Source organism: Glutamicibacter sp. NPDC127525, assembly GCF_042672105.1.
In the GTDB taxonomy this organism is placed as follows: domain Bacteria; phylum Actinomycetota; class Actinomycetes; order Actinomycetales; family Micrococcaceae; genus Glutamicibacter.
Window position 1 is genome coordinate 154,058 of sequence record NZ_JBHXVN010000003.1, and the last position, 15,037, is coordinate 169,094.

The 15,037-nt window shown below is 57.9% G+C and carries 13 protein-coding genes; 2 read left to right on the forward strand and 11 right to left on the reverse strand.

Features of this window, described 5'->3' with window-relative positions:
• The first annotated feature begins 41 nt into the window (after positions 1-41).
• The gene (locus ACFVHU_RS08760; protein WP_388023951.1) at positions 42-1,115 is read left to right on the forward strand and encodes a hypothetical protein; all 1,074 of its coding nucleotides are present in this window, start codon (positions 42-44) and stop codon (positions 1,113-1,115) included.
• A gap of 465 nt (positions 1,116-1,580) precedes the next feature.
• The gene (locus ACFVHU_RS08765; RefSeq protein ID WP_388023952.1) at positions 1,581-2,012 is read left to right on the forward strand and encodes a hypothetical protein; all 432 of its coding nucleotides are present in this window, start codon (positions 1,581-1,583) and stop codon (positions 2,010-2,012) included.
• 5 nt (positions 2,013-2,017) lie between these two features.
• Here ACFVHU_RS08765 and ACFVHU_RS08770 read toward each other — a convergent pair whose 3' ends face one another.
• The 11 genes from ACFVHU_RS08770 to arfB all read right to left on the reverse strand — a co-directional run bounded on the left by ACFVHU_RS08770 (position 2,018) and on the right by arfB (position 14,925).
• A complete protein-coding gene (locus ACFVHU_RS08770; RefSeq protein ID WP_181148826.1) occupies positions 2,018-2,830 on the reverse strand; it encodes a TSUP family transporter in 813 nt (270 codons plus the stop codon).
• A 37-nt stretch (positions 2,831-2,867) separates the two neighbouring features.
• Positions 2,868-4,655: a proline--tRNA ligase gene (locus tag ACFVHU_RS08775; RefSeq protein ID WP_388023954.1), complete on the reverse strand. Its 1,788-nt coding sequence runs from the start codon at positions 4,653-4,655 to the stop codon at positions 2,868-2,870.
• A gap of 605 nt (positions 4,656-5,260) precedes the next feature.
• Positions 5,261-7,051, reverse strand: coding sequence for an NAD(P)/FAD-dependent oxidoreductase (locus ACFVHU_RS08780; protein ID WP_105657274.1), 1,791 nt, complete (start codon positions 7,049-7,051; stop codon positions 5,261-5,263).
• A gap of 124 nt (positions 7,052-7,175) precedes the next feature.
• The gene (locus tag ACFVHU_RS08785) at positions 7,176-8,345 is read right to left on the reverse strand and encodes a GAF domain-containing protein (RefSeq protein WP_388023956.1); all 1,170 of its coding nucleotides are present in this window, start codon (positions 8,343-8,345) and stop codon (positions 7,176-7,178) included.
• A gap of 112 nt (positions 8,346-8,457) precedes the next feature.
• Complete coding sequence (locus ACFVHU_RS08790) at positions 8,458-9,198, reverse strand: hypothetical protein (protein ID WP_105657272.1); 741 nt, start codon at positions 9,196-9,198, stop codon at positions 8,458-8,460.
• Between the two features lie 369 nt (positions 9,199-9,567).
• Positions 9,568-10,308, reverse strand: coding sequence for a hypothetical protein (locus ACFVHU_RS08795; protein WP_332486588.1), 741 nt, complete (start codon positions 10,306-10,308; stop codon positions 9,568-9,570).
• A 51-nt stretch (positions 10,309-10,359) separates the two neighbouring features.
• Positions 10,360-11,154: a hypothetical protein gene (locus tag ACFVHU_RS08800; RefSeq protein ID WP_332486590.1), complete on the reverse strand. Its 795-nt coding sequence runs from the start codon at positions 11,152-11,154 to the stop codon at positions 10,360-10,362.
• A gap of 516 nt (positions 11,155-11,670) precedes the next feature.
• Entirely contained in the window at positions 11,671-12,483 is an 813-nt protein-coding gene (locus ACFVHU_RS08805) for a GNAT family N-acetyltransferase (RefSeq protein ID WP_332502584.1), read from the reverse strand.
• Between the two features lie 37 nt (positions 12,484-12,520).
• Positions 12,521-13,687: a flavodoxin-dependent (E)-4-hydroxy-3-methylbut-2-enyl-diphosphate synthase gene (gene ispG, locus ACFVHU_RS08810; RefSeq protein WP_105657267.1), complete on the reverse strand. Its 1,167-nt coding sequence runs from the start codon at positions 13,685-13,687 to the stop codon at positions 12,521-12,523.
• A gap of 139 nt (positions 13,688-13,826) precedes the next feature.
• Entirely contained in the window at positions 13,827-14,381 is a 555-nt protein-coding gene (locus ACFVHU_RS08815; RefSeq protein WP_388023959.1) for an NAD(P)H-dependent oxidoreductase, read from the reverse strand.
• A gap of 121 nt (positions 14,382-14,502) precedes the next feature.
• Positions 14,503-14,925, reverse strand: a complete 423-nt coding sequence (arfB, locus tag ACFVHU_RS08820; RefSeq protein ID WP_388024189.1) for an alternative ribosome rescue aminoacyl-tRNA hydrolase ArfB — start codon at positions 14,923-14,925, stop codon at positions 14,503-14,505.
• Positions 14,926-15,037: the final 112 nt, after the last annotated feature.

Consider the following 15,037-nt stretch of genomic DNA (forward strand, 5'->3'; position numbering starts at 1 on the left):
GCCCTCTTTACCTGCATTGATCATGGCATGATCGAAACGCTATGACTGAAAAATCGCCCCATTCCGCCCGTCGCACCGACAGGCAAGTACGCCGCGCTCCAGGCTGGATTGCTCCGGTACTGGCTGGTGCAGTTGCCCTTGCCGTGACGTGGGGCATTGGCAGCACCATCTTCCGAGGCGCCCTGGTGGAGCGGGGCCTGCCCGAACAGGTCAATGAGGCCAGCGCCGATGCCCGCATGATGTGGGAATACGGAGCAAAGCTGGCAGACCTGGCATCTCAGGCCCATGCCTTGGCCCAGCTGGCACCCGAGGATAACGCTTCGAGGCTATCCGCATTGGCGACTTCCTTGTCGCAGGGGTCAGCGGTGCTCGGTGAATTGCGCTTCGACGACCAAGAGCCTGCGGCATTGCCGCAAACCTTCTCCCCCGACGCGCTGGTTGCGCTTGCCACGAATGTCGCCGACGCATCGTCAGCGATGCCTGCCTTTGCAGAACCATCGCTGTCCAGGGATTCGAAGCTGGCCCAGATTGCTTTCCAGATCAACCTGGACGCCCGCAGCGCTGTTGCATCTTTGGGAGAAGAGCGTGATGTGGACTTAGCCTTGCCACTGAGTGCAGTCTCGGGTGAAGAAGAGCAGAAAGACCAGCCAGTAGCCTGCCTGCCTAATGAGGAGCTGCTGGACCCCGCGAAGGAAATCACCGAAGCGCAGAACATCGAACCAACGGCCGTCGCCCGGGCCCTGGACCGCGGCTATGCACTAGATTTCCTTCTGCAGCTCACGGCTGCACGTGGTGCCGACAGCGCCAAGGAAGCCGTCGAAGCTCGACGCAGCGAGCTGGGACGCCAGCTTCGCGGCCTGCGTGCGACCGTTGACGAACAGTGCGCAGACCTGCGTGAACCCGCCTATGCGCTACCCGAAGGCGGCCTCGAAGACCTGGCTGCCCTATCCGCGGAAGCCGAAGGGGATTTTGCTGATGCATTGGTCGTAGCAGCGGGCGTTAGTGATGGTGCAGCCGGCGCAAAAATTTCCGCCGTCGCTTTCCAGACTCTCAATGGCCAGCAGGGATCGAATGAGGAATACCGCATCTTGGAGACTGGCGAAGTCGGCAAATAGTTTTGGATTCAGCTAGAATTTAGCCGTATTTCACGTTTCGTTGAATTATCACGAAATAATCACGACTGCTAATTGCCCTGAGTCGAAATAGAGCACGGGTTCGGGTAGAGCCAAAACAGCGCGAGGCGCACTAAAATTCACGGATGATCCGTAATTTCCATCCGCACTATAAGATCTAACCCGCATATGGCATGCGGGTTTTGCGCGGTATGACTCGAAACCAATTTATCAACGACCACCATTTCCTCCGCCATGGAATGACTCCAAAGATATATGAATCTCGTTCCTATTCACTGGCTCTCGATATTCGCGCCGAAAGGGGCTATCGTGAATAACAAGTGCTTGAGATACGGAATTTGGCTCCAATAACACGGAGCGGAATTCTCCGCTTTCTTCCACTTATTGGGGAACTAACAACTTGTGGCTAGGTCGTCAATTGGAGGTTGGGTAATGTCAGGTCAATTCATGCGTTCGAAGACAGCAGAACTGGTCAGCGAAGTGATCGGTTCAAGGCAAGGTCGGGCGCAACTCAGTTCACATGGTTGGGTCCAGGGCATGCCTATTGTCATTGCGCAATCTGAGGAAACAGTCAACGACGTCATGTCGCTCGTGGCCGCGCACCAGCCGCCAGCGCTGATCGCTACTCTCGATCCGGCGAACAACGATTTGTGGTTCCTGTATGTATCCATCGGTTGCACAGCGTTGCAGGTTGTAGATCCGCTGGAAAGCCACACTACGGTTTCCCAACTCTACAAAACTGCAATGGGTTCCAGCTTCTTGACTTTCAGGATCGCGCAAATGGCGACCAGTTCCATGGTCCATGCCATTGAACCCCAGCATGTCCAGCACTACGCCGGATACCCGCCAATCGACACATCAGCGGCTAGCGGCCGCTAAAGCTATCACTTGCCGGCGAGGATCAGGTCCGAGCCGAGCTTGATGATCAGTGCCGAAACGACGATCACGAAAACAATGCGAATAAAGGCGCTGCCCTTTGAGATCGCCATGCGCGCCCCGAGATAGCCTCCGAGCATATTCATCACGCCCATGGCCAGGCCTAATGCGACTAGAACGTGCCCCGTGGGGATGAAGAGCAGCAGAGCACCTGCGTTGGTGCAAAGGTTAACGATCTTCGCCTTGGCGGAGGACTGCAAGAAGTTGTAACCCAGCACTGTCACCATGGCGATGATCAAGAACGATCCAGTCCCGGGACCGATCATCCCGTCGTAGCCGCCAATCAGCAGCCCAATCAGGATGGCTCGAAGATAATGCCCATGCCCGGCGTAGCGCAGGCGCGACAGCTCCCCGGCTTTGGGCTTCAGGATCGTGAACAGCAGCACCGCAATGAGCGCTGCGATAATGATGGGCTGAATGGCTCCAGAGGGAAGAATTGTGGCCAGCGCAGCTCCGCCGAAGGCACCGAGCATGGCAGTCAATGCCATCGGAATAGCGGTCTTCAAATCCGGGCTGGTGCGCCGGTAGTACGTCACCGCGCTGGTAGCCGTTCCGAAGATTGAGCCCAGCTTATTCGTGGCCAGCGCCTGCACCGGCGTGATGCCGGGGAAAAGAAGCAGCGCGGGCAATTGAATCAGGCCGCCACCGCCAACTACCGCGTCAATCCATCCAGCGCCCAAAGCTGCAAGAAGCAGCAACACCAGGGGCCAGAAGGAGACGGGTTCACCGTTGACGGACAGCAATTCCAAGAACTCTTGCACCGCGCTACTCCCCTATTCAGTTATTGGCTACAGCCTTTTAGGCGCTCAGCTCAGCGACAACGTCCTCGACCTTGACATCGCGGCGTTCGCCGGTGGCACGATCCTTGACCTCAACTACGCCCTCAGCAAGTCCACGGCCCACAACAACGATGGTTGGAATGCCGATCAGTTCTGCATCCGAGAACTTCACGCCCGCGGACACCTTTGGACGGTCATCCAAGATAACTTCCAAACCGGCCGATTCTAGTTCTGCGGCCAACTTCTCAGCAGCCTCAAGCAGCTCTGGGCCCTTGCCGGTAACGACCATGTGGACGTCGGCTGGAGCAACCTGCTTTGGCCATGCCAGACCGTTTTCGTCATGGTAAGCCTCGGCCAGTGCTGCTACCGCACGGGTGACGCCAATGCCGTAGGAGCCCATGGTGACAACCTTCAGCTTGCCGTTCTGGTCCAGGACCCGCAGATCCAGAGCCTCAGCGTACTTGCGGCCAAGCTGGAAGATATGACCCATTTCGATACCGCGTTCGGTGCGCAATGGGCCCGAGCCGTCCGGTGCCGGGTCGCCCTCTAGCACGTTGACCGACTCGATGGTGCCGTCAAAGCCGAAGTCGCGCTCGGCCACCAAGCCGAAAACGTGCTTGCCCTTTTCGTTGGCGCCGGTGATCCACGAGGTACCGGATACTACGCGAGGATCAACCAGGTAAGTGATGCCGCTGGTGCCTTCGGTACCCAGAACAGCCTGATCCAGGCCGTTGCCTGGGCCGATGTAGCCGGCAATCAATTCCGGGTGCTTGGCCAAGTCTTCACCGCTAGCGGCTTCAACCTGGACCTCGCCGATGACGCCCAGCGGGGCACCCACGGTAGCTTCGACACGCTTCAGGTCCACCTGGCGGTCGCCTGGAACACCGATGACTACCAACTGGCGGTTGCCTTCTGGATCGGTCACCGCCAGGACAACGTTTTTCAGGGTGTCCTTGGCTTCCCAAACACCGGACTCGCGTGGGCGCAGCTCGTTGGCCGCGGCAACCAGCGTCTCGATGGTCGGGGTATCCGGGGTATCGACAACTTCGAACGCAGGTGCGTTGGCGTAATCGATGGACGCTGGCACTACGGTGGTGACAGCTTCCACGTTGGCTGCGTAACCGCCGGCCGAACGGACGAAGGTATCCTCGCCAATAGCTGTTGGATGCAGGAATTCCTCGGACTTGGAGCCGCCCATGGCACCAGCCTGCGCGAAGACCGGAATAACTTCCAGACCCAGGCGCTCGAAAATCTTCAGGTAGGCGCCGCGGTGAGCCATGTAGGCTTCGTCCAGGCCTTCATCATCGATGTTGAAGGAGTACGAATCCTTCATGATGAATTCGCGGCCACGCAGCAGGCCCGCGCGTGGACGTGCTTCGTCGCGGTACTTGTTCTGGATCTGGTACAGGTAGACCGGAAGATCCTTGTACGAGTTGTACAGATCCTTCACCAGCAGCGTGAACATTTCCTCATGGGTCGGTGCCAAAAGGTAGTCTGCATCTTTGCGGTCCTTGAGACGGAACAGGCCATCGCCGTATTCGGTCCAACGGCCGGTCTGTTCGTAAGGTTCACGTGGCAGCAGCGCTGGGAAGTGGACTTCCTGGCCGCCGATAGCGTTCATTTCCTCGCGAACAATAGCTTCAACGCGCGCAAGGACCTTCAAACCCAACGGCAACCAGGTGTAGATGCCCGGGGCCGCACGACGGATGTAACCGGCGCGTACCAACAACTTGTGGCTGGCGACTTCGGCGTCAACCGGATCTTCACGCAAGGTGCGCAAGAAGGTAGTGGAAAGCTTCAAAACCACTCGGGGTGTCCTTTTCCGTCCGTCGACTTCAGAAATATTTTCGGATGCCGACTAGCTATGCAAAATCAAATGGGTTTTGGCCGCAAAATTGGCCTTAATCAATGCTACAGCTTTCGGCCACTTCCCAATAAATTCAAGGGCTTGCGCGGAATCGTGTTGCGTGCCCGGGGCCGGATACGGGCCTCTGGATAGATGGTGGGCGCTGCAGGGTTCTGTCTCGTTGAGTCGCTGCCAGCAAAGGACATCCCAGTCGGGTGCCAGTTCCCCGCCGATTTGTACTTGCCAGCACCCATGGCGAGGCTTACGCGGAAGCATGGTGCTGCTGGGTCGGCTGCGGCGCGCAGGCCGGTGCACCGGCGTTGTTGCGGCATCCGCGGTCTGCGCAGATTCATAAACTGCGCAGGTGCCAGGAGCGTGGGAATCATGGTTCATCCGGCTTTCCGTTCAATTCGTTGTGCGATTTCCAGGCCGTTGCAGTTCAACGAAACGTCCGGATAAGGCCCGAAAACCGCCACGTGGCAGACGCGCGGGTGACCCGGAGGAAGCGCCATACAGCGCTTGCTCCGGGTCCGGGAAACCGATTCACGGGCAGGGAAACGGATATATCAGGATTGATGATAGGTTTCGGCGAGCGCATACACCGGAGTTCCGATGCCCTCGTACCGTGCCTTGAGCTGCAAGCCCAGATACTTCGAATAATGCCTGGACTGGTGCAGGTTGCCTCCGTGGAACCAGAGGTTCTTGACCTTGGTGGGCTTCCACATATTGCGCAGTTCCCCCTGCCATGGACCCGGATCCTTGGCGGTCCCCGACCCCAGGCCCCAGCATTTTCCGACTTCATCCGCGACTTCCTGGGAGATGAGCTTCGCCGCCCATCCGTTCATCGAGCCGTAACCGGTGGCGTAGACCACCGCATCCGCCGGCAGCCGAGTGCCATCGGCCAGCACCACCGATTCTTCGGTCAAGTGCGATACCTCGCCATGGGCCAAAGCAATCGATCCGTCGGCCACCAGCTCGCTGGCACCGATGTTGATGTAGTACCCCGAGCCACGGCGCAGGTACTTGAGGAACAGCCCTGAACCGTCGTCGCCGAAGTCCAGCTCGAATCCCGCATCCGCCAGCGACTTGTAGAAGTGCGCATCTTCCTGCTGGATTTTCTCGAAGACCGGCTTATGGAATTCCGGGAGGACTTTGTACGGGATGGAGGCGAAGATCAGGTCTGCCTTGTTGTGGTCTATGCCGGCAGCGAGGGCTTCTTCCGAGTACAGTCCGCCCAGCACATGCTTCATCAGCGATTCGGAGCGCACGATATGCGTGCTGGAACGTTGGACCATAGTCGGCTTGGCCCCGTTTTGCACCAGATCCGCGCAGATATCGTGTGCGGAGTTGTTGGCGCCGATAACCACGACGTTCTTGCCCGCGTACCGTTCGCCGCCTGGATGCTTGGAGGAATGGTTCTGCTCGCCTTTGAAGATCTCGGCTCCCGGGTACTGGGGAATGTTCGGAATACCGGACATGCCGGTGGCCAGCACCAGCTGGGTGGGACGCAGGGTCAACGGTACTCCGTCGCGTTCTACCTCGACGATCCACCCCTCTCCTTCCGGATCCTGCCGGGCGCTGGTCGCTTCAGTCAGTGACCAATAGTCCAGCTCCATGAGCTTGGTGTAGCTTTCCAGCCAATCCCCCATCTTGTCCTTGGGCGTGAACACCGGCCAGTGGTCGGGGAAATCAATGTAGGGCATATGGTCATACCAGACCGGATCGTGCAGCGCCAAGGAATGGTAGCGCGAACGCCATTGGTCACCGGGACGCGGATGCCTATCGATGACCAGGGCAGGAACACCCATGCGCTTGAGCCGAGCGGCCAAGCCTATGCCGCCTTGGCCGCCGCCGACAATCAGCGTGTAGGGCTGGTCGGTGATCCCCAGGGACTGCTGCTGCGCGGTACGTCGATCAAGCCAGTTTTCCTTGCTCATCGCTACGCCGTGCTCGGCGCCCAGTTCGCGGCGCGGACCAGCAGGTTCGGGGAATTTGCGCAGGCCCTGCGCGGTGCTCAGCAGGGTCCAGGCCTTCCCATCGCGCAAGCGGAGTAATCCAAGCCCATTGAATGCGTCGTTCTCGAACGTGTACCAGGCTTCAATGACGCCGTCAGCCTCTTGTGCGCTGGTGACTTCGATGTTCCGCGGCCACGCGCCTCGTTCAACGCCAAGCAGCATCTTCTCGATCCCGTCACGGCCCTCGCTTGTGTGAAGGTTCCATGTCATCGAGGCCAGATCCCGCCAGTAGCACTCCTCCGAAAATAGCTGCACAGCTGCTGGCGCGTCACCCGCTTCCAACGCTATCTGCAAGGAATGGAACCAGCTCCGGGCTTGCAACAAGCAATCATTGTCAGTCATTTGCGTCTCATCTCTTCATCGGGATTCAATGGATGGCCATTCGGGCCCTCCGCGACTAATGAAAGAATATGATCTGCGTCACAAAAGAAAAGCGTTGCAATAGGTTGCAGCTGCTCCGGGATTGCTAGTGGCTGCTCACCGGGACCACGATCCGGTAGGGACGTGAGGCGATCAGGCCACGCAGCTTGGAACGCAAGCGGGATATTTCGGCGCGGATGGTGACGTTCGGCGTATCCGCAGGCCACAGGCTCGCCAACTGCCCTGAGCTCACTCCGTGAGGGTTCGCAGCCAGCAGCTCAAGGATCTGCCAATGCTTCGCGCTCAAGTTGATGCGCGTCGCCCCACCGGGCGAATGGACAATAGCCTGCAGTGAAGCTCCTGCGTACAGCTGGAGGCTCACCTGGCCTTCTGCCCTTTGCAGCAGCCAGCCTCCCGGTGTCCGCCGCGCATCAATTGATCCCAGCCCGGAAATCCAGTTCCGCCCTTCTTCCATGGACATCGGCAAATTGAGCTTGGATCCAACACTGTAGCCTTGGGCGGCGGCTATGGAGCCTTGCACGTCAACTAGGACGTACTCGCCTTCGGGCAGTTGGGTGGAAAGCTGGAGCGTCTGCATTTTCAATTCATGCTCGGTTTGCAGGAATAATTCTGCTTCTCGGGCCACGGATGAGACCAGAGCCAAGGAGTGCGGATGCGCCGTGCGGAACGAGCCTGCCAGCGTGATCGTGCCAATCAGCGCCGAGGTGGCAGGATTCATGACCGGCGCCGATGTGCAGACCCAGTTGTGCTGTTCCTCCCGGGCATGCTCCGGGCCGAAAATCTGCACCGGGGCACGCTCAGCCATTGCCGCGCCGATCCCATTAGTGCCCACGTCGCTTTCGCGCCAGCGTGCACCGGCGACAAATCCGATGCCGTCACTTCGGCGGCGTACCGCAGAGGGCCCGAGCACCCAGAGCACGAATCCTTGTCCGTCGGAGATGACCAGCTGGTTTCCCGCCTGGGTGGCCAAGGAGAGCAAACGCTCCTTGAAGAGCTCGACCAGTCCGTTGAGTTCTTCGTTGGCCTGCCTGCGCTCGCGTATTTCAGACGTATCCAAGGGAACGATATCTGTTCCAAGCTTGCCGGCCCTGGACCATGAACGCGCCACCACTGGCCGAACCACTTCAGGGATGCACGCACCTTCGGCCCAGAGCTGATGCAGGGACTTCAAGCTTCGGGCTTTGCGCGTCGGATCCTCGCCCGCAGTCAAGGCAGCCTCGATGGATTTGCGTGGCGCACCGTGTTCCAGGGTCATCCATTGAGAATGCCATGACTCGCGCATCATTGGGAAGCATTTGCCGCGCAAAGAAGTGAAGGCTCTTCTGATTCCCTTGGAACCAGAAGAGCCTTCAACGGCTGAAGGAGGCCTACTTGGCCGTGGCCTTAACCTCTTCAACTGCCTTGTTCAGTTCCTCAACGAGTGCTTTCACAGCCTCGCCATCAGCTTGTTCGCCAGTTTGGGTGCGGGAAACGGCCACAACATTTTCACCTACTACGCCCTGAATCTGGTAAGAACCACCTGGGACCTCTTCGCCATTCATGGTCATGGCAGTGTGGGTTACGATGGTCTTGTCCGCATCGGATTCAGCATCCAGGATCTTGGCCGAGGCAGAAACTTTCTGGCCCGCAACACTCATCGAGAAGTCCTCGCAGCCCTGCAGGTCCTTGGCATCTACCATGTCCTTGATTGCATCCAGCTTGGCAGTATCCTCGTAGCCAGCGACGGAGTAGCTGTTGCTCTCGCCTGTTTCGCCAACGACGATCGCTGCGGCCATGTTGACGCCGTCCAGGTCCTGGGTCCCCTGCTGCGAGACGAACTCGGCGCACTTCGCAGGTTCGATCTCCATCTGATCGATCAGGCCCTTGGCGCTTTCCAAAGAGCCGCTAAGTGCATCGCTATCCAGAACCTGCACATTAGGTCCGTCTCCACCCAAGGTTTTGGCAACTGCAGCGGCTTGCTCAGCAGTCAGCGCTGGCACCCCCGCGCTTTCCTGCTCCTGAGGGGCCTCCGAAGAGCCAGCAGCGCCCTCGGTCCCTGAATTCGAGCTGCAACCGGTCAAGGCAAGGGCAACTGCTACAGGCAGCACCCAGAGTGAACGCTTCTTCATGGTGATTTCCTCACGTTGGTGATGATAAGCCATCCACAGTATTTCACAATGTGTTGGAAATAAAAGGACTATGAGAGAGTGTTGCAGCGAATGGAATAGAGTCCAAAGTTCACTTGAATGGTCAAGGGTTGGTCGCTTGCCACCCGTTGCCAGGAAAAGCACCAGTCAAAGAGAAATCGGCAGGCACCGCACAGAAACAAGGTCCCAGCAGTTGATTTATCGTTCATCTGCCAAGGGGGCTAATATGACTCGGAGGTACGCTGCTTCGAGGAAAAGGCATGTTGGCTGCTAAACCACGAGCTCTGCACTCCTCGGTGCAAGGCCAACTGATGTTGGAGAGTCCATAAAACGGATACCCCGCCCGTTCGGCTACTGAGCCGCCTCGATTTCGGCGAACGCCCGATCTGCCAGCTCCACTGCCTGTGCGGCCAGTTCAGCTGGTTGCTGCGAACCGGTCTGCAGGGTAACCAGCACGAAATTGCCATCTTGCAGAGCCTGCACAACGACCGAGGTCAGTAGCTGTCCGCCACCCGCATCCATCTGGGTGGACATGGTCAACGATTGATCCGCTTCGACGTCCAGCGGCAGGATCTGGCGTTGAGTTTCGATTTCCTCGCCGCCCAGCTCAACAGTGGCCTTTTCACATCCCTCCAGATCATCCAGCGTCAATGCCTCCGATACGTTCTTGCGGGTGGCCTCGTCGGTCAACGAGAAGACCTGCACGACTTTGCCGACGGATTCGGAGGAACTGGTCGCCGTTGCGGATACCGATGCCGTCAAGTCGGTAACTGAATACTTGGCATTCATCTCGGCACACTTTTCCGGCTTGATTCCGCTGGGAGTTTCAGCGTTCTTGGCAACTTCCAGTTGCTTCTGCATCTGCTCATTGCCAACTATCTGGACTGCGTTGTCGCCTTCCAAAAGCTTGGAAGCAATGGACTCTACCTGCTCCGCACTGAGCACATCACCCGAGGCAGAAGTCTTCTTGCTTTCCGCCGGGGCCGTCGAAACAGCCGTTTCCGCTGGTTCTGTCGCGGAATTCGAAGAACATCCAGCCAGCATCATGGTCGTGGCCAATGGCAATGCCCAGAGGGCTAAACGCTTAGTCATCTATAGCTTTCCGTAATTGCCACCGGAAGACCGATGGCGTCTTGAAATGAACTACTGGGTAAGTCGGTTCATGAGTTCTTGGAGGATCCCGGATGCTTCTTCAACTTCGTTCGCGGTGTTCGCGGCAGAAGTGGAACGCTGAATGCCGAGCAGGACGTTCGAATTAGCGGAGCGAATGATGAGCTGCTGTTTGGTGGACGACCCATCACTGCTGGTAATTACATACCCGTCGGCCAATCCTGCAGCAGAATCAATAGGCTGCTTTGCAATGTGGTAAGCGCGAGTCTCATTGCCTAATTTGACTGTGTAACGCGAGCAATCAGCATTGGCCTCAGTTTTGGCAACCCATTGCGCTTGCAAAACTTCAGGGTCTTTGTAGATTGCAACAGTTAGGTAGCTGTCCTCGAATTCGATGGCGCCCATCGTGGCGCTCTGCAATTGATCTGCGACCGGCTCAGCAAAGGTAACTCCGCATTTACTGGGATTCACTTGGACGTTCTCTATCCACTCCTGTGCTTGCGGAATGCTCTTGCGTAGCTGTTTGTCGTTGATGACTTGGGAGTTTTCTTCGTCTTTGGCGAAATCCTCAAGCAGATTTTCCAGCTGTCCGTCGTCGAGCTGGACTGGGGCGACCGTCGAGGCACCGGTTTCGACTTCTGGCGAACTGCACCCACCAATGAGGAGTACTGCTGCGCACGTAGCAGCACCCAAATACGCTTTAGTACCAATGGCTTGAACCACAAATTTTCCCATCACCATCACTTTTACACTTTCGAGTCTAGAAGACTGATGATCATTCGATGGGCATTGTTGCTCCCGCGTTGAGCGGAAGAAGAAATAGCCCAAGTTGCATAGCACCTGGGTCCCGTTTCCCTTGCCGGGTCATTAAGCGAATGGATTGCTCTCCATTAACCGGAGAAATGGATGTTTGCCGCAGCTAAGCGAAAGTCCTCAAAGGATGCTAAACAGGTTTCCCGCCACTCGAGCTTCGCCAGCGATACAAAGGAAAAGCAGGTAATGGGGACTCATAGCGGCTAAGTGGGTCGCGGCGATAAGCTCAACTTCCAGCAACAGTCGTTCATGCGACTTTATTTGTCGATGCTCGGGCTTCATTGGCCGCGCAGCTGGAGCACTGACTACCGTGAATACCGAATGGCCCGTTATAGCGCCGTATTAGTCATGAGAACGTTGCACAACTGACGATGAACCGGGATCCGCAATCAACTTCGTTTTCGCCTTCACCTGCGGGATTCTTTGCAGCCAGCCAGATCCGCGGTAAGGCGGAATTGTTTCTGGCGAAGTAGCTGCAGGTGGCTCAAGAGCAGAACCGGTTGATTTCCACGTTGCCCGTGCCACTGCTGTTCAGAACAGGATCGTTGCGAAGGTGCCGACCTGTTCAAAGCCGATGCGCTGATAAGTCTTGATTGCAGCGGTGTTGTAGTCGTTGACGTACAGGCTCACTACAGGAGCGAACTGCATCGCGTAGTCCACCGTGGAGGCCATGTAGCCGGCAGCCAAGCCTTGGCCGCGATACATCGGGTTCACCCAAACACCTTGGATTTGCACTACTTCGTCGGTGACGGTACCTAAATCAGCCTTGAAAATCACGTTGCCGCGCTGGTCGCAGTCCATGAGCGTGTGCCCCTCACGAATTAACTGGCGTACACGGTTGCGGTAGAAGCTTCCCCCGTTTTCCAACGGCGAATATCCAAGTTCTTCTTCGAACATGGCAGCGCTGGCAGGCAGGACTAGGTCGAATTCCTGAACCTGAGCCGGCCGAATCCGGTTGCGGCGAATTCCCTCCGGGATTTGGGTGATGGCCATTAATGGCTGATTTTCCCGGACATCAAAAATTTCTTGCGGACCATCCCGCAAGACGTCATGCATGGCCAGAACTGTTTCTGCCGGTCCGAATACCGAGGCGAATCGCTGTCGGGAATCGATGGCATGCATGGCGTACTTCTGGGCATCGGACTCCGGCATGGCGGTGGGCGCCATATTAGCGCCCACCCAGCATGCCGATTCAAGACCTTCGCTGCCGTCCAAGCCAACGATGTGCGCAAACCCGTCTGGGACTGCTGACCGGTGGATGCTCACCTGCGAACGGGTGAATATATTGGCGACGGGGTCGCGATCGAGCAGCTCAATGAGGGCTGTCGTATCACGACGGCCCAAGATGCGCGGCTCTCCCTCGACGCTCCGGCGGCTAGTTCTAGCTGACGGAGACCATGGGAGAACCCGAGGAAGGATTCTCGTCATTGTCCAGTCCCATTTCTGCTGCCAAACGGTTGGCTTCTTCAATCAAAGTCTCAACAATTTGATCTTCCGGGACGGTTTTGATGACTTCGCCCTTAACGAAGATCTGCCCCTTGCCATTGCCGGAGGCAACGCCGAGGTCAGCGTCGCGGGCTTCGCCCGGTCCGTTGACAACGCAGCCCATTACTGCCACGCGCAATGGAGCCTTCATGCCTTCGAGCCCAGCGGTAACCTGCTCGGCCAAGGTGTAAACATCCACCTGGGCACGACCGCAGGACGGGCAAGAAACGATGTCCAGCTTGCGGGGGCGCAGGTTCAGCGATTCCAGAATCTGGTTGCCGACCTTCACCTCTTCTACCGGTGGAGCGGACAGCGATACGCGAATGGTGTCGCCAATGCCCTTGGAGAGCAGTGCACCGAAAGCGGTGGCGGACTTGATGGTGCCCTGGAATGCTGGACCGGCTTCGGTCACGCCCAGGTGCAGTGGCCAGTCCCCGCGTTCGGCCAGCATCTCGTAGGCACGGACCATGATCACAGGGTCGTTGTGCTTTACCGAGATCTTGAAGTCATGGAATCCATGCTCTTCAAACAGGGAAGCTTCCCAAACAGCTGATTCAACCAGCGCTTCAGGGGTGGCCTTGCCGTACTTCTGCAGCAAGCGGCGATCCAGCGAGCCAGCATTGACGCCGATGCGAATGGAGGTGCCGTGGTCCTTGGCGGCCTGCGCGATTTCCTTGACCTGGTCATCGAACTGGCGGATATTGCCGGGGTTCACGCGCACCGCGCCACAGCCTGCTTCGATGGCAGCGTAGACGTACTTTGGCTGGAAGTGGATATCGGCGATCACCGGGATCTGCGACTTCATCGCAATGATCTTCAGCGCTTCCGCATCCTTATCCGTTGGGCAGGCCACACGCACGATGTCGCAGCCGGCAGCGGTCAGCTCGGCAATCTGCTGCAAGGTGGCGTTGATGTCGTGGGTCTTGGTGGTAGTCATCGACTGAACCGAAATCGGCGAGTCGGAGCCGACACCTACGGATCCAACCTGGAACTGGCGAGTCTTGCGACGTGGTGCGAGTACCGGCGGTGGGCCTGCCGGCATGCCTAGGCTGACCGAAGTCAATGGACGCCTCCGAATAGATTGTGGGTATTTCTCTAGTCCAAGTATGTCACCGTATCGCGGTGAGCGGGTACTCATGCGAGAAAGGCCACGGTTACCGTGGCCTTTCTTGCACTATTGAGCTTCCGGGGATCGTGAAAACCTAGTTGGCTTCGGCGATTTCCTTGATGCTGCTCAGCACGCCAGAGACCTGCTCGACAACTTCAGCGTCATCCTTCGGGTGCAGTTCAGCGAAGCGTACTACCGAGTCAGGGATAGCCAGCTTGACGTTTTCCAGCACGTTGGCGCCGGCGATGTTCAGTGCCTTGCGCGCTTCGTCCTGCGCCCAGACGCCACCGTACTGTCCGAAAGCGGTGCCAACGACCACGGTTGGCATGTCCTTGAGCGCACCGGCACCGAAGGGGCGGGACAGCCAGTCAATGGCGTTCTTCAGGACAGCTGGCATGGTGCCGTTGTACTCAGGAGTGACCAGCATCAGCGCATCGGCGTCACCGGCTGCGTCGCGCAGGGCCTGGGCGGCGGCAGGAACGCCACCTTCCACGTCGTGGTCCTCGTTGTAGAAAGGAATGTTCTCCAAGCCGCTGAACACGGAAACTTCCATGCCTTCAGGTGCGTTGTGCGAAGTGGCTTCGGCCAGCTGCTGGTTGGTCGAACCGTTGCGCAGGGAACCGACGAGGGTGAGGACCTTGGTGGTCATAGGGTGTTCTCCTAAAGGCAAAATAATAGAAAGCTGACGCTTCACCTACTTTCAACCGTTTCCCCACCCCAACCATTCCGTGCAGCAAAGTGACATGAAGCACAGTAGCTGATCGCTGGGATCAGTCCATCCCTGGTTTGCGGCGAAGTTGCTTGGTGGCTGAGCGAGTAGCTTTGGCACTCAGCCTGCGCCGGTGAGAACCGCGGGTAGGTTTCGTTGCCTTGCGTGCCGGTGCATCCGGCGCCAGCGCTTTTTCCACGATGCGCCCCAACTTCTCTTGGGCGAGCTGGCGGTTGCGCCATTGCGATCGCTCTTCGGAAGCAGTCACGACGATGGCCCCGGCCACCAAGCGAGGTCCGAGCTTCGCCAGCAAGCGCTGACGCTGCCAGTCGGACAAGGCCCGCGAAGCGCCAATTACCCAGGTGAGTTCCACCCGTGAGTCCGAGGTATTCACATGCTGCCCGCCGGGGCCCGAGGAACGGGAGAAATGCCAGTTCAGCTCGGCTGCAGGGATCGCCAGCGTTGACGTGATCTGCACATACATGATGTTTTCCACTTCCTCTCCCCTACCAGTCTGCGCCATCCGAGCTGTTTAATGCAGGCAGCCTCCGCTGTTCTCGGAAAAGAACAGCGGAGGCTGGTGCAAGGTACCTATC